At 67.4% G+C, this 19,129-nt stretch carries 18 protein-coding genes, 1 tRNA gene and 1 pseudogene; 15 read left to right on the top strand and 5 right to left on the bottom strand.

The window, feature by feature from the left end; all coding sequences use genetic code 11:
- Positions 1–527: M20/M25/M40 family metallo-hydrolase (locus A5692_RS23080; protein ID WP_369830317.1), on the bottom strand; the 527-nt coding region annotated here is incomplete at its 3' end.
- Here A5692_RS23080 and A5692_RS23075 point away from each other — a divergent pair.
- From A5692_RS23075 to A5692_RS23045, 7 genes and pseudogenes are all read left to right on the top strand, one after another.
- Positions 507–1,133, top strand: a pseudogene (locus A5692_RS23075) (M20/M25/M40 family metallo-hydrolase); the annotation flags it as partial. The gene A5692_RS23080 and the pseudogene A5692_RS23075 sit on opposite strands and share 21 nt — an antisense overlap.
- 29 nt (positions 1,134–1,162) lie before the next feature.
- Complete coding sequence (locus A5692_RS23070) at positions 1,163–1,693, top strand: YbhB/YbcL family Raf kinase inhibitor-like protein (protein ID WP_068060335.1); 531 nt, start codon at positions 1,163–1,165, stop codon at positions 1,691–1,693.
- A 52-nt stretch (positions 1,694–1,745) separates the two neighbouring features.
- Positions 1,746–1,928, top strand: a complete 183-nt coding sequence (locus A5692_RS23065) for a hypothetical protein (RefSeq protein WP_068060332.1) — start codon at positions 1,746–1,748, stop codon at positions 1,926–1,928.
- Positions 1,919–3,295, top strand: coding sequence for an HNH endonuclease signature motif containing protein (locus A5692_RS23060; protein WP_068060329.1), 1,377 nt, complete (start codon positions 1,919–1,921; stop codon positions 3,293–3,295). Before A5692_RS23065 ends, A5692_RS23060 begins: the two co-directional genes overlap by 10 nt.
- A 138-nt stretch (positions 3,296–3,433) precedes the next feature.
- Positions 3,434–3,506, top strand: a tRNA-OTHER gene (locus A5692_RS23055).
- Positions 3,507–3,595: 89 nt separating this feature from the next.
- The gene (locus A5692_RS23050) at positions 3,596–4,564 is read left to right on the top strand and encodes a hypothetical protein (protein ID WP_068060326.1); all 969 of its coding nucleotides are present in this window, start codon (positions 3,596–3,598) and stop codon (positions 4,562–4,564) included.
- A gap of 91 nt (positions 4,565–4,655) precedes the next feature.
- Positions 4,656–5,327 (top strand): hypothetical protein, encoded by a 672-nt coding sequence (locus A5692_RS23045; protein ID WP_231984423.1) that lies wholly within the window; start codon positions 4,656–4,658, stop codon positions 5,325–5,327.
- Positions 5,328–5,674: 347 nt separating this feature from the next.
- On the opposite strand, the gene A5692_RS23040 is transcribed toward A5692_RS23045, so the two are convergent.
- From A5692_RS23040 to A5692_RS23030, 3 genes are read right to left on the bottom strand one after another with little or no spacing between them, the layout of a single operon-like run.
- Entirely contained in the window at positions 5,675–6,769 is a 1,095-nt protein-coding gene (locus A5692_RS23040) for a quinone-dependent dihydroorotate dehydrogenase (protein WP_068060392.1), read from the bottom strand.
- A 23-nt stretch (positions 6,770–6,792) separates the two neighbouring features.
- On the bottom strand, positions 6,793–7,047 hold the full coding sequence (locus tag A5692_RS23035; RefSeq protein ID WP_068060324.1) for a DUF5703 family protein: 255 nt from the start codon (positions 7,045–7,047) through the stop codon (positions 6,793–6,795).
- Positions 7,044–8,075: a YncE family protein gene (locus A5692_RS23030; RefSeq protein WP_231984427.1), complete on the bottom strand. Its 1,032-nt coding sequence runs from the start codon at positions 8,073–8,075 to the stop codon at positions 7,044–7,046. The genes A5692_RS23035 and A5692_RS23030 overlap by 4 nt, the downstream gene beginning before the upstream one ends.
- Positions 8,076–8,245: 170 nt before the next feature.
- Between A5692_RS23030 and A5692_RS23025 the strand changes: the two genes are divergently transcribed.
- From A5692_RS23025 to A5692_RS22995, 7 genes are all read left to right on the top strand, one after another.
- The gene (locus A5692_RS23025) at positions 8,246–8,548 is read left to right on the top strand and encodes a hypothetical protein (protein ID WP_068060318.1); all 303 of its coding nucleotides are present in this window, start codon (positions 8,246–8,248) and stop codon (positions 8,546–8,548) included.
- Positions 8,549–8,640: 92 nt separating this feature from the next.
- Entirely contained in the window at positions 8,641–9,468 is an 828-nt protein-coding gene (locus A5692_RS23020; protein ID WP_068060314.1) for a histidine phosphatase family protein, read from the top strand.
- A 73-nt stretch (positions 9,469–9,541) separates the two neighbouring features.
- A complete protein-coding gene (locus tag A5692_RS23015; RefSeq protein ID WP_067924315.1) occupies positions 9,542–10,129 on the top strand; it encodes a DUF3090 domain-containing protein in 588 nt (195 codons plus the stop codon).
- Positions 10,113–10,928, top strand: a complete 816-nt coding sequence (locus A5692_RS23010; protein ID WP_068060311.1) for an SCO1664 family protein — start codon at positions 10,113–10,115, stop codon at positions 10,926–10,928. The genes A5692_RS23015 and A5692_RS23010 overlap by 17 nt, the downstream gene beginning before the upstream one ends.
- A 129-nt stretch (positions 10,929–11,057) precedes the next feature.
- Positions 11,058–11,846: a 3'(2'),5'-bisphosphate nucleotidase CysQ gene (locus A5692_RS23005; RefSeq protein WP_068060389.1), complete on the top strand. Its 789-nt coding sequence runs from the start codon at positions 11,058–11,060 to the stop codon at positions 11,844–11,846.
- 24 nt (positions 11,847–11,870) lie between these two features.
- Positions 11,871–13,106, top strand: coding sequence for a cysteine--1-D-myo-inosityl 2-amino-2-deoxy-alpha-D-glucopyranoside ligase (mshC, locus tag A5692_RS23000; RefSeq protein ID WP_068060307.1), 1,236 nt, complete (start codon positions 11,871–11,873; stop codon positions 13,104–13,106).
- Positions 13,107–13,140: 34 nt separating this feature from the next.
- A complete protein-coding gene (locus A5692_RS22995; RefSeq protein ID WP_068060303.1) occupies positions 13,141–14,022 on the top strand; it encodes an SDR family oxidoreductase in 882 nt (293 codons plus the stop codon).
- Here the strand turns inward: A5692_RS22995 and A5692_RS22990 are convergent.
- A complete protein-coding gene (locus A5692_RS22990; RefSeq protein WP_197514542.1) occupies positions 14,019–14,909 on the bottom strand; it encodes a PAC2 family protein in 891 nt (296 codons plus the stop codon). The two genes, A5692_RS22995 and A5692_RS22990, sit on opposite strands and share 4 nt — an antisense overlap.
- A gap of 369 nt (positions 14,910–15,278) precedes the next feature.
- On the opposite strand from A5692_RS22990, the gene metH reads away from it, so the two are divergent.
- Positions 15,279–19,079 (top strand): methionine synthase, encoded by a 3,801-nt coding sequence (gene metH, locus A5692_RS22985; RefSeq protein WP_068060301.1) that lies wholly within the window; start codon positions 15,279–15,281, stop codon positions 19,077–19,079.
- Positions 19,080–19,129 lie beyond the last annotated feature (50 nt).

Genomic DNA, 19,129 nt, shown 5'->3' with positions numbered 1-19,129 from the left:
GTCTCCTCGCTGACGGCGGCGAGGAACTGGGCGACGGTGTCGGTGAGCACGAGCGGGAACTGGTGCCGGCCGAGCCGCGCCACCGCCTCGGCGACGGCGGTGACGGCGTTCTGGTCATGCACCATCGATCCGTGCCCGGCCGGGCCGCGGGCAGTCAGCCGCATCCACGACAGCCCCTTCTCGGCCGTCTCGATCAGATAGAGCCTTCGTTCGCCCCCGTCGCGGCGCGGCACGGTCAGCGAGAACCCGCCCACCTCGCCGATCGCCTCGGTGACACCTTCGAAGAGGTCGGCCCGATTGTCGACCAGCCATTGCGCCCCGAAAGTGCCGCCGTGCTCCTCGTCGGCAAGGAAGGCGAAGACCAGATCGCGCGGCGGCACGATCCCGGCCCGCTTCAGCTGCCGGGCCACCACGATCATCATGCCGACCATGTCCTTCATGTCGACCGCGCCGCGACCCCAGACGAAGCCGTCCTTGACCGCGCCGGAAAAGGGGTGGACGCTCCACTCGGCCGGCTCGGCCGGCACCAGTTCCCGCTCGTGCTCACCGACACCGTCGCCCAGTTCCTCGCCGCCGTCAGCGAGGAGACCGGGCTGACGTTCGACGTCGAGTCGGGCGACCTGGCGGGAGCGATCGAGAAGCTCGGGCCCATGGCCCGCATGCTCAAGGCCGTGCTGCACGACACCGCCAACCCGACCATGCTCAAGGCCGGGTACAAGGCCAACGTCGTTCCCGCGACGGCGGAAGCGGTGATCGACTGCCGGATACTGCCGGGCCGCAAGGCGGCGTTCGAGGCCGAGGTCGACGAGCTGCTCGGTCCGGACGTGACCCGCGAGTGGATCAAGGACTTCTCGTCGTATGAGACCAGCTTCGACGGCGACCTGGTGGACGCCATGAACGCCGCCGTGCTGGCCCTGGATCCGGATGGCCGCACGGTGCCCTACATGCTGTCCGGTGGCACCGATGCAAAGGCCTTCGCGCGCTTGGGGATTCGCTGTTTCGGTTTCAGCCCGCTGCGGTTGCCGCCGGACCTCGACTTCACCGCGTTGTTCCATGGGGTCGACGAGCGGGTACCCGTGGATGCGCTGAGGTTCGGCACTGATGTGCTGGCACACTTCCTGACACACTGCTGAAGACACGACACGCAACGAGAGGATCGCCCATGAGCACCGCGCCCGACCCGTACGCCGCGCTGCCGAAGCTGCCGTCGTTCACCCTGACGTCGGAATCGATCACCGACGGCCAGCCGCTGGCCATGCCGCAGGTCAGCGGGATCATGGGCGCGGGCGGAGAAGACGTCAGCCCGCAGTTGAGCTGGTCGGGGTTCCCGGGGGAGACCCGCAGCTTCGCCGTCACCGTCTACGACCCCGACGCCCCGACGGCCTCGGGATTCTGGCACTGGGCGGTGGCCAACCTGCCGGCCGACGTCACCGAACTGCCCGCGGGCGCGGGGGATGGGAGCAACCTGCCCGGTGACGCGCTGACGCTGGTGAACGACGCCGGGATGCGTCGCTACCTCGGCGCCGCTCCGCCGCCGGGGCATGGACCGCACCGGTACTACGTCGCCGTGCACGCCGTGGACGTCGACAAGCTGGACCTCGGCGAGGACGCCAGCCCCGCCTACCTGGGCTTCAGCCTGTTCCAGCACGCGATAGCCCGCGCCGTCATTCACGGCGTCTACGAACAGAAGTAGGAGCGGGTTCGGAGCCGCGGCTCTTGTCGGTGGGCGGCCGTAGTATTCGAACATGCGTTCGAGAAGCCGCGAACTGGTAACCGCCGAACTCGATGAAGTCGAGACGGCGCTAGATCCGTTCCTCGAGTCCGTCGACTCTCTGGCCGGAGCCCAGCTGCTCGCGGCACTGGACGCTCTCATCTATGGGTTGTCCAGCCCGTTCGGACGGCCAGGCGGGCGGCGCACGTGGCATTGACGGACCGCGAGGAGATCCAGCAAGACGTCGAAGCCCTGCGCACTGTGGTCTCCCGATTCCAGGGGCATTCGTATGAGGCGCTGACCAATCCGGAGCGGTTGCACTTGTTGGAGGTCCTCGAGTGTGAGACGCGTCGGCTGCAAGTGCCAAACCACCAGCTCATCAATCAGCTTGGTGAGCAAGGGGATCCGACCGAGTTGGGCGGCAAGCTGTCGTGGGCGTTGGCCGATCGGCTGCACATCACCCGCGGTGAGGCCAGCCGCCGCATCGCCGAGGCCGCCGATCTGGGCCCTCGTCGGGCGCTCACCGGCGAGCCGCTGGCCCCGGTGCTGCCCACCACGGCGGCCACCCGGCGCGACGGGGCCATCGGGGCCGACCACGTGGCGGTGATCCGGGGGTTTTTCCGCCAGGTGCCCGACTGCGTCGACATCGACACGCGTGAGCACGCCGAGAGACACCTTGCGTCCGAGGCCACCCACTATCGCCCCGATGAACTCGCCAAGCTCGCCCGCCACCTGATGGACTGCCTTAACCCCGACGGCAACTACACCGATGCCGACCGGGCGCGGGGTCGCGGCCTGGTGCTGGGGCATCAGCAGGCCGACGGCATGTCCAAGCTGAGTGGGTGGCTCACGCCGGAGGCGCGGGCGACGTGGGAGGCGGTGTTGGCCAAGCTGGCCGCACCCGGGATGTGCAACCCCGATGACCTGACACCGGTGGTCGACGGCTCCCCGAGCGAGGAGGCGGTGCACCGCGACACCCGCAGCCACGCCCAGCGGAACCACGACGGTCTCAACGCCGCCCTGCGCGCCGTGTTGGCCAGCGGCAAACTGGGCCGGCACAACGGGATGCCGGCGACTATCGTCGTCACGACCACGCTGGCGGAGCTCGAGGCCGCCGCGGGCAAGGGCCTCACCGGCGGTGGCACCGTGCTGCCGATATCCGACGTGATCCGCCTGGCCCGCCACGCCCACCACTACCTGGCTGTCTTCGACAAGGGCAAGGCGGTGGCCCTATATCACGGCAAGCGCCTGGCCTCACCCGGCCAGCGAATTGTGTTGTACGCCAAGGATCGCGGCTGCTCGGCCCCGGGCTGCGATGTGCCGGGCTACTACTGCGAAGTCCACCATGTCGAGGACTGGGCCAGCACCTACCGCACCGACATCGATCAACTCACCCTGGCCTGCGGACCCCACCACCGCCTGCTCGAGAAGGGCTGGACCACCCGAAAACGCGCCAACGGCGACATCGAATGGATCCCACCGCCGCACCTCGATCGCGGCCAGCCGCGGACCAACACCTTCCATCACCCGGAAAAGGTCCTGGGCGAAGTGAACGAAGAGGACGACGAGACGGACGCGGCCTAACTGGCTGCCCCGCCAGGCTTTGGCGCGAGCGAGTATCCGGCGTGGCCGGTCACCTCGTGTGCGGCACACCCGAACACAACATTTTGGGATCCGGCGGATCATCAGCTACTAGGTGTAGTGCTGAGCCCAGCCAAGGGCATGTCGTAGCTCAAAAGACAGAGCACTCCCCTCACGCAAGGAGTGGTTGCGGGTTCGAATCCCGCCGGCATCTTGAGGAGAGGCACGTCGAGTCACGCACTTGCGGCTCCGTGCCTCTTCTGCTGCCGCAGAGTGTGGGGCATAGGTGGCAGCATTGGTGTCGTGGATGAGCCGCCCGCCACCGAGCAAGAGACCGTCACGTCCTGGGCCAACCCGTGGATCACCGAGTACAAGCGGCGCCAGGCGATTTTGATGGAGATGCGGCCGTTTGAGGTGACCGCCATGATGCGCGATCTGAATTTGACGTCGTACGCCTTCACTAAGAACGCCGAAGAACTTCAGAACCACATATTGCGATACCCCGAGATTGGCCAGAGCCAGCCGTTCAACCCGGACGTGGGCGACCCCTTCGGAATCGAGCTAGCTCGGCTATTGGCAAATTTTCTCGCCTCGGTGAAATCCCTTGTCTCAGGCCAGCGGTCGGTTCTTCGTGACATCTGGCCCACAATCGAAAAGCGACTCTCCGGTTTCGAGACAGGCGAATACACCAGCAAGCGGCTCGCCGTATTTGAAGCAGATGAGGCGAAATTGCTTGAGGAACTGCGGAATTACTCCCAACACAAATTTCTGCCGTACCTGAACCCGGCATGGCAGTTCTCGCAGACGATGCCGATGGCGGAGTTCCAGTTTCGGCTACATGTTGAGCCGCTGCTGAAGTGGGAGAAGTTGAATGCACAAGTTCGAAAATACCTTGAGAAACATGGTGATTCGATCGACCTAGTTCCGATCATTGGGCGTTACACCGCAGCAGTTCGAGAGTTCTACCGATGGTTCTGGCTCAAGATCGATGAGAAGATGAAGCCCGAGCGTATCGAATACGATGCGCACGTGGCCGAGTTGATGGTCTATGGGGAAGAAGTTTTTTTGACGCCGGATTGGATCCGCCAACCTGGTGGGAAACCACCGCTAGGGTGGAACGGTGCGCGTTGGCGTCGTCGCTCGCTGGCCGTGATCAGGCAACGCCGGTCGGCACTCGGCCACCGGTCGTTTCGCGGCATCGCAGTGGATAGTCAAGGCATCGCCGAGGTCGGTGACCACCTTTGGACACCGATCCTGCTGCGTGTTCGGTGAGGCCCATCAAATAAGCCGCAGGCGCGAAACGGTACGGGCGCCGGGGGTGCCGTAGCCGTTGGTGTTGGCACGGAATGGGACAATCGCAGACATGTTCCTGCGCGATGTGCTGCCGCCATTGGAGCCGCCGCCTTCGCCCCCGCCGCCAGGTCCGTTGCCAGTTCCGCATGCCGGCCAGGTTAACCTGCCGAACAGTCCGCTTACCGTGGACCTCATCCAGCACGCGTCTATATGGACCTGGCTCGCTCCGACGCTTTCGTTCACGGGGTCGCTTCTGCTATTTGGTGCTGCATTGTGGACGCTATGGCGGACCAACCGCGCCGCATACCGACGGCATCGAGAGCAACTCGCGGCTGATCGCAACGATCGGTTCCGTCAAGAAGTGGCGGACCTTCTCGGGGAGAGATACGCGACCGTCGACGCCGCATACAGACTTGCCGACGCCTCGGCCCAACACGACGACGCCGTCGCGAATGGCGCACCACCTGCGGACCGGGTCGCAAAATTCCTGGCCGTGCGCGAAAAACATACGCCGCAGCTCAACACAGTCGAGCACTTGGCAATTCGCGCTGCTCTGCTCACCAATAACACCGAGCTCATCGCCAAACTGGACCAGATCCGAACCGCTTCGCAGGGTTGGAAAGATCTCGTGGACAAAGACCCCGTGGAGGTGTTCATAAAGATGCGCGATGATCTCGACACGGCTTTTGCTGAGCTTGAGACGTTGACTCGCCAACTTGTTACGTCAGACGGTGTGGGCTAGGCGCTACCTAAATAGCTCCGCTAGGTTGGTATTGGTTACTGCTGCAACAGTTTTCGCCAGTGGTTTTGCGGTTTCAACGTGTGGCGGTAAGCCGATAGCCTCCTGGGCGCGGCGGAAGATTCTGCTCTGAAGGCTGTTGAGGTTTAGCGGTGCCGACCAGTCCAACTCCGGCTTGACGACGTGGTTGCCGTACAGCCGGGGCGACTGAAGCGGCGGGTGGGCCTGCCTGGCCGGATGCGTGGTTTGTCGGTAGTTTTCCATTCTCCCGGCCAGCCATGGTGGTGGCGGAACAAACCCTAGGTCACCGGGGAAGATCCTAAGTACGAAGCCGACGAAGAAGGCGCGGCTTAACCCGCCGGCCCGCCGGCCCTGGGCGCCGCCGAGCCGACCGCATCGCTGAGCGAGGCGAACCCGCCCTCGCGCAGCCGGCGTGCGATGCCGTCGTGAATCCGCTTGGGCCACAGGCCTCCTCCGTAGATGAAGCCGGTATAGCCCTGCAGCAGCGACGCGCCCGCGGTGATCCGCTCCCACGCGTCGTCGGCCGTCTCGATGCCCCCGACGCTGATCAGCACCAGGCGATCGCCCACCCGGGCGTAGAGCCGGCGCAGCATCTCGGCCGAGCGGTGCGCCACCGGCGGCCCGGAGATGCCGCCCGGGCCCAGCGCGTCGATCCCCGGCGTCTTCAGCCCGTCGCGCGACACGGTGGTGTTGGTGGCGACGATCCCGGCCAGGCCCAGCTCGACAGCCAGGTCGGCGACGGCGTCGAGATCGGCGTCGGAAAGGTCGGGCGCGATCTTCACCAGGACCGGCGTGGAGCTGACGGAGGCCTCGGCGAGCACGGCCGACAGGATGGGCCGCAGCGACTCGACGGCCTGCAGGTCGCGCAGGCCCGGCGTGTTCGGCGAGCTGACGTTGACCACCAAATACGACGCCAGCGGTCCGACCAATCGGGCGCTGGTCCGGTAGTCGTCGACGGCGTCGGCGGCCGGCGTGGCCTTCGTCTTGCCGATGTTGACCCCGATCGGGATGTCGGGGCGGTGCCGCGCGAGCCGGATCGCAAGCGCCCCCGCACCAAGGTTGTTGAAGCCCATCCGATTCAGCAGGGCGCGGTCGGCGGGCAGCCGGAACATGCGCGGGGGCGGGTTGCCCGGCTGCGCGTTCGCGGTGACGGTCCCGACCTCCGCATACCCGAAGCCCAACGCCCCCCAGGTCAGTAAACCCTTGCCGTCCTTGTCGAAGCCGGCGGCCAGGCCGAGCGGCCCGGGAAAACGCACCCCGAACACCGTGCTCGCCAGCACCGGATCGGTGGGGGCGAGCAGCCGGTGGAGCAGCCGCCGTTTGAAGCCGAGGACGGTGGCGCCGCGCAGCACCGCGAAGACCAGCGTGTGGATGCGCTCGGGCGGAACCAGGAAAAATAGCCGTCGCACCAGGCCGTAGACCAAGCCTTCGCGCGGTTGGGTCACCGTCACAGTTGCGGCTGGTCGGGTCGACGGTTGTCCAGCCGAGATTTCTTGCGGCGCAACAGCACTCGTCTGCTACCGTCGGTGTAAAGCCGCACCCGGGTGAGCTCCCAGCCCCGGTATTCGGCCTCGATGGACAGCCGGATGGACGCGCTGAGCCGGGTTACTTCGGGTGGCAGGCGCAGCGGCACCCACTCGTATTCGTCGGACAGTTCGGTGTCCCAGCCCGCGGGCAACTGACTTCGGCGCGGTGCGGTCAACGCCCACCCGCCGCGTGTTCGATGACCTGAACCCCCGCACCGGACCCCGACACCACGTACAAGGTGTCTGACGCTTCGTCGAAGGCCAGGGAATTCGGTTGCTGCACGGTTGGGTAACGCACCTTTTCGACGGGAATTCCGGTGGACAGATCGTAACCAATGACCATATTAGAAGCGGTCTGCGAAACCCAGGCCAATGCGCGCGAGCCGGCCAGGCCGTACGGCGCCTGGGGCACCGGATAGGCCTGGCGCAGGATCAGCGGGTCGACGCCGTACGCCAGCAGCTGGCCGCCGCGGGTGTCGGCGACCAGAATCCGGCCCCAGGGGTCGGCGGCCATGGTGGTCGCCCCTTCGCCGGCCCGCAACGCCTGTTGGACTCGACCGTCGGCGCCGATGGTGGTCACCGACGTCTGCCCCCGGTCCAGGACTGCCGTCGTATTCCCTTGCGTGGCAAGGCAATCGACGCGTGCGAAGATCTTGGTCCGGCTACCGATGGTCGCGGCGGCGGCGGCCCCGGGTGTGGGAGAACCGGGTGTCGGCGAAGCAGGAGAAACAAGGGTATAGACGGCCCCGTCGGCGCTGCCCAGCACCAGTTTGCCGTCGGCACGTTGGGCGACCGCGGTGAAATCGGTCTGCTGCGCGTCGGTGACGTTCACCTGTCCCGTGTGGCCGGTGCCCAGGTCGACCACGAAATAGCCGCCCCGCGCGGCGAGGTACAGGGTGCCGTGGCCGTCATCGGTCATTGCGCTCGCCGGGCCCGGCAGGTCGATGACCCGCGCCGCGGCCTTCGGGTCATCGAAGACGGTGACGGTGGCCGGCCCCGCCGGGGCGGCGCCGGGCGCCAGCACCGCCAGTCGGTGGGCGGCGCCGTCGAAGGCTGCCGCGGCGGCGCGGACCGGCAGCGGGCGCACCGTGCCGGCGGGGTTCTGTGACGCCGGCGGAGAGACGGCGGCCGTGGCCGGTTCGATGGTGGGCGGCGCGGATTTGAATGTATTCGACGAACAACCGGTCACCGCGGCCAGCAAAATCGCGAATCCGATCACATGGCAGTAAGCTGCGGGTTGATTACGCCCCGGCAATGACAGCAACTATCTTCCCTTGTGCGACGACTGTAGGCCTTCCACTTTAAGGAACGCCTTCGCATCCAATATGGCCATGTCTCGCACATCAAGTCCCGGGGGCGAGGTATGGTCGGCGTATGGCCGTCATCGTTGACCGGCATATCGCGGAGAAAGAGTTTGCTGTCGAAGACATGTCGACAGGGATTTTCGCCAGCGGATATGGACAAGTCGGTGATGGGCGCAGTTTCTCGTTCCACATCGAACACGGCTCGCTCGTCGTCGAAATTTACCGGCCCCGCCTTGCCGGGCCGGTCCCGCAGGCCGACGAGGTCGTCGCCACCGCGGTGCGCAGCCTGGTCGACATCGATCTCACCGACGAGCGCAGCCTGACCGCCGCCGTGCGGGACTCGGTGGCGCACGCGGTGCCGGTGCCGCGCTAGTCGCGCGCTGATCATCAACCCGCAGTCGCACCGAGTACGGTCGTGGTCGTGGTTGCCCTGATGCCTCAGACGTCCCGGCTGGGTACCGCGGCATGACGGTTATCCTGTTGCGCCACGGCCGCTCCACCTCGAACACCGCCGGCGTCCTGGCGGGCCGCTCGGAGGGCGTCGACCTCGACGACAAGGGTCGCGACCAGGCCGCCGGGCTGGTCGACCGGGTCGGTGACCTGCCCATTCGCGCGCTGATCAGTTCGCCGTTGCTGCGCTGCCGGCGCACGGTCGAACCGCTCGCCGCCGCGCTGTGCCTGGAGCCGCTCATCGACGACCGGCTCGCCGAAGTGGACTACGGAGACTGGACCGGCCGCAAGATCGCCGAGCTGGCCGGCGAGCCGCTGTGGAGGGTTGTGCAGGCCCACCCGAGCGCGGCGGTGTTTCCCGGCGGCGAGGGTCTGGCGCAGGTGCAGGCGCGCGCCGTGGCGGCCATCCGGGAACACGATCGACGGCTGGCCCTCGAGCATGGTGGGGAACAGGGCGGCGACGCCCTGTGGGTGGCCTGCACTCACGGTGATGTCATCAAGGCCGTCATCGCCGACGCGTACGGCATGCACCTGGACGCGTTCCAGCGGGTCACTGCCGATCCGGCGTCGGTGAGCGTGATCCGGTACACCGAACTGCGCCCGTTCGTGTTGCACGTCAACCACACCGGTGCGAAATTGGCTGCGGCGCTGCGGGCCGGGCCACCGTCCCAGGACGGGGCGAAGGCGAAGGCCGACGGCGACTCCCAAGCGGCGCCAACGGAACACGCGCCCACGGAACAGACACCGAAGGAACAAGCGCCAACGGAACAGCCGGCGCCCGGGGAACGGCCGGCCGGGCTCGTGCCGTCCAGCGACGCGGTGGTCGGCGGCTCGACTGACTAATTCCGCTTAAAACTGGCGGAGCGGGGCAATCGAATCGCACGGCGAAGGCAACAGCCGGTATTTTGGAGGTGCCATGGCCCGCGCAATCCACGTCTTCCGCACACCCGACCGCTTCGTGGCCGGGACCGTCGGCCAGCCCGGAAACCGCACGTTCTACATCCAGGCGGTGCACGATTCCCGGGTGGTGTCGGTGGTGTTGGAGAAACAGCAAGTCGCGGTGCTGGCCGAACGCATCGACGCCCTGCTGCTCGAGGTGAATCGCAGGTTCGGCACGCCGGTCCCGCCGGAGCCCACCGAAGTCGAGGATCTCAACCCGTTGGTCACGCCCGTGGATGCGGAGTTCCGGGTCGGAACCATGGGCCTGGGCTGGGATTCCGAGGCGCAGACCGTGGTCGTCGAATTGCTGGCCGTCACCGACGCGGAGTTCGACGCGTCGGTGGTGCTCGACGACACCGAGGAGGGGCCCGACGCGGTGCGGGTGTTCTTGACGCCGGAATCGGCGCGGCAGTTCGCCACGCGCTCCAATCGCGTCATCTCGGCGGGTCGGCCCCCGTGCCCGCTCTGCGACGAACCGTTGGATCCGGAGGGCCATATCTGCGCGCGCGCCAACGGCTATAGGCGCAGCGCGCTGCTCGGGCCTGACGATGAACTTGAGGCCTGACGACCGTGAGGTGTTGCGCAACGGCGAGCTGACGGTCCTGGGACGCATCCGCTCTGCCAGCAACGCCACCTTCCTGTGCGAGTCCACGCTCGGCGAGTCGACCGTGCACTGCGTCTACAAGCCGGTCTCGGGCGAGGCCCCGCTGTGGGATTTTCCCGACGGGACGCTGGCCGGCCGCGAACTCGCGGCGTACCTGGTGTCGACGCGGTTGGGTTGGAACATCGTGCCGTACACGGTGATTCGTCACGGGCCGGCCGGCCCCGGCATGCTGCAGTTGTGGGTGGAGCAACCGGGCGACGCTACCGGGTCCGACCCGAGCCCCGGCCCCGACCTGGTCGACCTGTTTCCCGCCGACAAACCGCAGCCGGGTTATCTGCCGGTGCTGCGCGCCTACGACTACGCCGGTGACGAGGTCGTCCTGATGCACGCCGACGACATCCGGCTGCGGCGCATGGCGGTGTTCGACGTGCTGGTCAACAACGCCGACCGCAAGGGCGGCCACGTTCTGCGCGACGTTGAGGGCCACGTCTACGGCGTCGACCACGGGGTGTGCCTGCATGTCGAGAACAAGCTGCGGACGGTGCTGTGGGGCTGGGCCAACAAGCCGGTTGACAAGAAAATGTTGGAGGCGGTGGCCGATCTCGTCGACGCGCTCGACGGCTCGTTTTGCGACGAGCTGTCCGAGCTGATCACGCGGGCGGAGATCGCGGCGTTGCGCAGGCGCGCGCATGCGCTGCTCAACGATCCGGTGATGCCGGGACCGAACCGGCACCGGCCCATTCCCTGGCCGGCCTTCTAGTGCCCGGGGTTCTAGTGTCCGGCGTTCTAGTGCCCGGCGTTCTGAGGCGACGCAAGCGCGGCGTAGCCGGGCGAAGCGGGTCGCCGCCACGTGTTCAAGCCCAGCACGGGCGTCGGAGATACTGAGTCGGTGAGCCAGGGCCCGGACGAGCTGACCGATGCCGCACTGGCTGCCGAACTCGCCGCCGACGCGGGGGAGTTGCTGCTCAAAGTGCGCGACGAGATCGGCTTCGGCCATCCGTGGGAGCTGGGTGACGCCGGCGACAGCCTGGCCAACGAGCTGATCCTGCGACGGCTGCGCGCCGAGCGTCCCGACGACGCGGTGCTCAGCGAGGAGGCCTACGACGACCTGGTCCGGCTCAAGCACGACCGGGTCTGGATCATCGACCCCCTGGACGGCACCCGCGAGTTCTCCACGCCGGGCCGCGACGACTGGGCGGTGCACATCGCGCTCTGGCAGCGGCCCACCAATGGTCGGCGGGAGATCACCGACGCGGCGGTGTCGCTGCCGGCCCGCGGGAACACGGTGTACCGCACCGACACCGTGACCGCCGACGCCGCGCGCGTCGGCATACCGCACACGTTTCGCATCGCCGTCAGCGCCACCCGCCCGCCCTTCGTGCTGCACCGGATGCGCCAGTCGCTGGCCATCCAGCCGGTGGCGATCGGTTCGGCGGGCGCCAAGGCGATGGCGATCATCGACGGCGACGTCGACGCCTACCTGCACGCGGGCGGCCAGTGGGAGTGGGACTCGGCGGCACCGGCGGGGGTGGTGATGGCCGCGGGCATGCACGCGTCCCGGCTGGATGGCTCGCCGATGCGCTACAACCAGTTCGACCCCTACCTGCCCGACTTCGTGATGTGCCGCGCCGAGGTGGCGCCGATCCTGCTCGCGGCCATCCGCGACGCGTGGCGCTAACCGCGCGCGTTTAGAGTCGATGCCATGCAGTCGTGGGAGTTTCCACCGGTTCCGGTGTTACCGGGGCGCGGCCCCGAGCTTCGGCTGTATGACACCTCCGACCGGCAGGTGCGCCCGGTGGCGGCCGGTTCGACCGCGACCATGTACGTCTGCGGCATCACGCCGTACGACTCCACCCACCTCGGCCACGCGGCCACCTATCTGACCTTCGACCTGGTCTACCGGCAGTGGCTGGACCTCGGCCACGACGTGCACTACGTGCAGAACGTCACCGACGTCGACGATCCGCTGTTCGAGCGCGCCGACCGCGACGGCGTCGACTGGCGCGAACTCGGCGATCGCGAGGTCGCCCGCTTCCGCGCGGACATGGCGGCGCTGCGGGTCCTGCCGCCGCGCGACTATGTCGCGGCCACCCAGGCGATCCCCGAGGTGATCGAGCTCGTCGAGAAGATGCTGGCTTCGGGCGCGGCGTACGTCGTCGACGGCGAGTACCCGGACGTCTACTACCGCGCCGACGCCACGCCGCAGTTCGGCTACGAGTCGGGCTACGACCGCGAAACCATGTTGCGACTGTTCGAGCAGCGCGGCGGCGATCCGCACCGGCCCGGCAAGACCGACGAACTGGACGCGTTGCTGTGGCGGGCGGCGCGGCCGGGGGAGCCGAGCTGGCCGTCGCCGTTCGGGGCCGGGCGGCCCGGCTGGCACGTCGAGTGCGCCGCGATCGCGCTCAGCCGCATCGGCAGCGGACTGGACATCCAGGGCGGCGGCAGCGACCTGACCTTCCCGCATCACGAGTTCACCGCCGCCCACGCCGAATGCGTCCGGGGCGAGCGACGATTCGCCCGGCACTATGTTCACGCGGGCATGATCGGCTGGGACGGGCACAAGATGTCCAAGAGCCGGGGGAATCTGGTGCTGGTGTCGACGCTGCGGGAGCAGGGCGTCGAACCGGCGGCGATCCGGCTGGGGCTGCTGGGCGGCCACTACCGCGCGGACCGGTTCTGGAGCTCCGATGTGCTCGACGAGGCCAACGCGCGGCTGCGGCGCTGGCGCACGGCCACCGAGCTGCCCGCGGGCCCCGACGCCGCCGACCTCATCGCGCGGGTGCGCCAGTACCTGGCCGACGACCTGAACACTCCCAAAGCCCTCGCCGCGCTTGATGGTTGGGCCACCGATGCGCTGGAATACGGCGGTCATGACACCGAGGCGCCGAAGTTGGTGGCGACCGCGATCGATGCGCTGCTCGGGGTGGAGCTGTGAACACGCCAGCTGTGAAGGCGGTACGTTGACGGCCATGACGTCGCTGCAGGACAAAGTTGTTTTCATCACCGGCGGTGCCCGGGGAATCGGCGCCGAGGTCGCCCGTCGGCTGCGCAACAAGGGCGCCAAGCTCGTGCTCACCGACCTCAACGACGCCGAGCTGAGCGCGCTGGCCGCCGAACTCGGCGAGGAGCACGTGCTGACCGCCGTCGCCGACGTGCGCGACCTGCCGGCCATGGAGGCCGCCGCCGCCCGGGCCGCCGAACGCTTCGGCGGCATCGACGTGGTGGTGGCCAACGCCGGCATCGCCAGTTACGGGTCGGTGCTGCAGGTCGACCCGGAGGCGTTCAAGCGGGTGATGGACATCAACGTGCTCGGCGTCTTCCATACCGTGCGCGCCACGCTGCCTGCGGTGATCGAGAGTCGCGGCTACGTGCTGATCGTCTCGTCGCTCGCCGCCTACGCCGCTTGTCCCGGCCTGGCGCCCTACAACGCGTCGAAGGCCGGCGTCGAGATCTTCGCCAACGCATTGCGCCTGGAGGTCGCCCATCGCGGCGTCGACGTCGGCTCGTCGCACATGTCCTGGATCGACACCGCGCTGGTCCGCGACAGCGAGTCCGACCTGCCCGCCTTCGGCAAACTGCTGGCCAGCTTCCCGTGGCCGTTGAACAAGACCACCACCGTCGCGAAATGTGCGGACGCGTTCGTCAAGGGCATCGAGGGCCGCCGGAAACGCGTTTACTGCCCGGGCTGGGTCGCCCTGTTCCGCTGGGTCAAGCCGGTGCTGTCCACCCCGGCCGGGGAGCTACCCCTGCACAAACCCACGGCGGAGCTGCTGCCCCAGCTGGACGCTCAAGTCGCCGCGCTCGGCCGGTCCACCAGCGCCTACAACCAGGGCCTGGGCAAGAAGGTTTAGCGGCCGAACCCGGGGCGCCGGCGGCGCAGATACCGCTCGAATTCCGCGGCCAGCGCGTCGCCGTCGATCTGGCCCAGGGCCTCGTTCATGTCGACCTCGGCGTCGCCGCGCTGCTCCAGCGACGACACGTACTCGGCCAGGTCCTCGTCCTCGGCGGCCATCTCGGTGATCGCCTGCTCCCACTCCTCGGCATCCGTCGGCAAGTCGCCCAGCGGAACCTCGATGTCGAGCACATCCTCCACGCGGCGCAGCAGCGCCACCGTCGCCTTCGGGTTGGGCGGCTGCGACACATAGTGCGGCACCGCCGCCCAGAACGTCACCGCCGGGATCCCGGCGGCCACGCAGGCGTCCTGGAAGACCCCGGCGATGCCGGTCGGGCCTTCGTAGCGGCTTTCCTCGAGGCCGAAGCGTTTCGCCGACTCGGGGCTGTAGGCGGCACCGGAGACGGGAACCGGCCGGGTGTGGGGGGTGTCGGCGAGCAGGGCGCCCAGGATGACCACGGTGTCCACGTTGAGCTTGTCGGCGATGGCGACCAGCTCGGCGCAGAAGGTGCGCCAGCGCATGTTGGGTTCCACGCCGTGCATCAGGACCACGTCGCGGTCGCTGCCCGGCGGCCGGCAGTGCGAGATCCGCATCGCCGGCCACACCAGCTCCCGGGTGACACCGTCGACCTGGCGGATGACCGGGCGATTCACCTGGTAGTCGTAGTACGACTCGTCGTCGATCTCCAGGATCGGGTCCGCTTCCCAGATGGCCTCGAGGTGCTCGAGCGCGTCGCTGGCCGCGTCGCCGGCGTCGTTCCAGCCCTCGAACGCCGCCACGACGATGGTGTTGTGCAGTTCGGGCAGCGCGCCTTTTCCAAACGGTGGGCCATCGGGCGGGGTCACAGAATCAGCGTACGGCCTCAGACGCCGGAGTTCGGCCTTGCCTGGAAAGGACCTGTCAACCGGTGGGCGCATTCCATAGGACGACTATCCTTGTGGGTGACCGCCGACCTGACCCCGGACGAGTTCGACAACCGGAGCGGGCGCGGTCGGAACGAAATACTTCGGTTTCACACTGGTTAACCTTGGTAACTACCACGTCGCCGACATGATCGTGCCACCGATCGCGGCGATGAGTTGGGCGTCCAGACGTCGCACGGGTGACGACGTAGACTTTTCTGGTCGAGAGGCGTTGCAACGGATACGGGTCCGCGCCGGTATCCGCCACGCTCGGCAGAGTCAAGGACGCCTTCCGTAACGGAAGGAACGTATGTGAACGCCCCCGTAAATGCCCCGGCGCCGAACACCTCTCAGTTAGAGACCTTCGTGCCGAACATCCGGCCGGACTGCACCGATGAGCTGAAGGCCGCTCTGCGCCAGCGGATCATGGTGATCGACGGCGCGATGGGCACGGCGATCCAGCGCGACCGGCCTGACGAGGCCGGCTACCGCGGGGATCGGTTCACGGAGTGGCCGACCGCTCTGCAGGGCAACAACGACCTGCTCAACCTGACTCAGCCGCAGATCATCGAGGGCATCCACCGCGAATATCTCGAGGCGGGCGCCGACATCCTGGAGACCAACACGTTCAACGCGAACGCGATCTCGCTCGCCGATTACGAGATGCAGGAGCTGGCCTACGAACTGAACTACGCCGGCGCGGCCCTGGCGCGCAAGGCCGCTGACGAGTACAGCACCCCGGACAAGCCCCGCTACGTCGCCGGCGCGATCGGGCCGACCACGCGGACCGCGTCGATTTCGCCCGACGTCAACGACCCCGGGGCCCGCAACGTCTCCTACGACCAGCTGGTCGCCGCCTACCTGGAAGCCGCCAACGGCCTGATCGATGGCGGTGCCGACCTCCTGATCATCGAGACGATCTTCGACTCGCTGAACGCCAAGGCGGCGGTGTTCGCCGTCGAGACGTTGTTCGAGGAGCGCGGACGCCGCTGGCCGGTGATCATCTCGGGCACCATCACCGACGCTTCCGGCCGAACGTTGTCCGGGCAGGTCACCGAGGCATTCTGGAACTCGATCAGGCATGCGAAGCCACTTGCGGTGGGACTCAACTGCGCGCTGGGCGCGCCGGAGATGCGACCGTACATCGCCGAGGTGTCGCGGATCGCGGATACCTTCGTCTCCTGCTACCCCAACGCGGGCCTGCCCAACGCCTTCGGTGAATACGACGAAGACCCGGAGCGCCAGGCGAGCTACATCGCCGACTTCGCCGAGGCCGGTCTGGTCAACCTGGTCGGTGGTTGCTGCGGGACCGCGCCGCCGCACATCGCCGAGATCGCCAAGGTCGTCGAGGGCAAGCCGCCGCGCGAGGTGCCGGAGATTCCGGTGGCCACCCGGCTGTCGGGCCTGGAACCGCTCAACATCACCGACGAATCCCTGTTCGTGAACATCGGTGAGCGCACCAACATCACCGGCTCCGCCCGGTTCCGCAACCTGATCAAGGCCGAGGACTACGACAGCGCGTTGTCGGTAGCCCTGCAGCAGGTCGAGGTCGGTGCGCAGGTCATCGACATCAACATGGACGAGGGCATGATAGACGGCGTCGCCGCGATGGACCGGTTCACCAAGCTGGTCGCGGCCGAGCCGGACATCAGCCGCGTCCCGGTGATGATCGACTCCTCCAAGTGGGAGGTCATCGAGGCGGGCCTGAAGAACGTGCAGGGCAAGCCGATCGTCAACTCGATCTCCCTGAAGGAAGGCGAGGAGAAGTTCGTCCGCGAGGCACGGCTGTGCCGCAAGTACGGCGCCGCCGTCGTCGTGATGGCCTTCGACGAACAGGGGCAGGCCGACAACCTGGAACGCCGCAAGCAGATCTGCGGTCGCGCCTACCGGATCCTGACCGAAGAGGTCGGCTTCCCGCCCGAGGACATCATCTTCGACCCGAACTGCTTCGCCCTGGCGACCGGTATCGAGGAGCATGCGACCTACGGCATCGACTTCATCGAGGCCTGCGCCTGGATCAAGGAGAACCTTCCCGGAGTGCACATCTCCGGCGGTATCTCGAACGTCTCCTTCTCGTTCCGGGGCAACAACCCTGTCCGCGAGGCGATCCACGCGGTCTTCCTGTACCACGCCATCAAGGCCGGCCTGGACATGGGCATCGTCAACGCCGGCGCGCTGGTGCCCTACGACTCGATCGACCCCGAGCTGCGGGACCGCATCGAGGACGTCGTCCTGAACCGTCGCGAGGACGCGGCCGAACGGCTCCTGGAGATCGCCGAACGGTTCAACAGCAAGGAAGACGCCGGCGACACGGCGGTGGCCGAGTGGCGCAGCCTCCCGGTCCGCGAGCGGATCACGCACGCCTTGGTCAAGGGGATCGACGCCCACGTCGACGCCGACACCGAGGAATTGCGGGCCGAGATCGCCGAAGCGGGCGGCCGCCCGATCGAGGTGATCGAGGGCCCGCTGATGGACGGCATGAACGTCGTCGGTGACCTTTTCGGCTCCGGCAAGATGTTCCTGCCCCAGGTCGTGAAGTCGGCCCGGGTGATGAAGAAGGCCGTCGCGTACCTGCTGCCGTTCATCGAGGAGGAGAAGGAGCAGAACGGCACCTCCCAAAACGGAGCTGCGGCGAAGGACACCAACGGCACGATCATCATGGCGACCGTGAAGGGCGACGTTCACGACATCGGCAAGAACATCGTCGGGGTCGTGTTGCAGTGCAACAACTTCGAAGTGATCGACCTCGGGGTGATGGTGCCCGCTCAGAAGATCCTGGACGCTGCCAAGGAGCACGACGCCGACATCATCGGGCTGTCCGGGCTGATCACCCCGTCCCTGGACGAGATGGCCAACTTCGCGGTCGAGATGGAACGCGAGGGGCTTCAGATCCCGCTGCTGATCGGCGGCGCGACCACCTCGCGTGCCCATACGGCGGTGAAGATCTCGCCGCGTCGCAGCGGTCCGGTCGTGTGGGTCAAGGACGCCTCCCGCTCGGTGCCGGTGGCCGCTGCGCTGCTCGACGACAGGCAGCGTCCCGCCCTGCTGGAGGCGACCGAGGCGGACTACGCGTCCTTGCGTGAACGGCACGCCCAGAAGAACGAGCGGCCGATGCTGACGCTGGAGAAGGCCCGCGCGAACCGGACGCCGGTCGAGTGGGACGGCTACACGCCGCCGGCGCCGGCCCAGGGCGTTGGTGTTGGGGAAGGCGTGCGGGAGTTCCTGGATTACGACCTCGCCGAGCTGCGCGAGTACATCGACTGGCAGCCGTTCTTCAACGCCTGGGAGATGAAGGGCCGCTTCCCGGACATCCTCAACAACCCCGCCTCGGGCGAGGCGGCCCGCAAGCTGTACGACGACGCTCAGCAGATGCTCGACACCCTGATCAAGGAGAAGTGGCTGACCGCCAACGGGGTGATCGGGTTCTTCCCGGCGAACGCGGTCGGGGACGACATCGAGCTCTACACCGACGACACCCGTACCGAGGTGCTGACCACGTTGCACAACCTGCGCCAGCAGGGCGAGCACCGCGACGGCGTCCCGAACCGGTCGCTGGGCGATTACATCGCGCCCAAGGCCACCGGTCTGGCCGACTACGTCGGCGCCTTCGCGGTCACCGCGGGGCTCGGCAGCCAGGAGAAGATCGCGGAGTTCAAGGCGGCCCTCGACGACTACAGCGCGATCCTGCTGGAGTCGATCGCCGACCGGCTGGCAGAGGCGTTCGCCGAACGGATGCATCAACGGGTCCGCAAGGAGTTCTGGGGATTTCAGCCCGACGAGCAGTTGGACAACGACGCGCTCATCGATGAGAAGTACGTGGGGGTCCGCCCGGCCCCGGGCTATCCGGCCTGCCCGGATCACACCGAGAAGGTGACGCTCTGGAAGCTGATGGACGTCAAGGAACGGACCGGCATCGAGTTGACCGAGTCAATGGCGATGTGGCCCGGCGCCGCCGTCAGCGGCTGGTATTTCTCGCACCCGCAGTCGCAGTACTTCGTGATCGGCCGGATGGCCCAGGACCAGGTCGCCGACTACGCGAGGCGCAAGGGCTGGACTCTGCAGGAAGCCGAGCGTTGGCTCGCCCCGAACCTCGGCTACAACCCCGAGGATTAATTGCCCACCCAGCGACCGCGAGCGACCGTGTTTGCACGACGACACGCCGT

Source organism: Mycobacterium sp. E342 (assembly GCF_001667665.1).
GTDB lineage: Bacteria > Actinomycetota > Actinomycetes > Mycobacteriales > Mycobacteriaceae > Mycobacterium.
The sequence above is the reverse complement of the archived record's forward strand: the minus strand, read 5'-3'. Positions and strand labels throughout refer to the sequence as shown.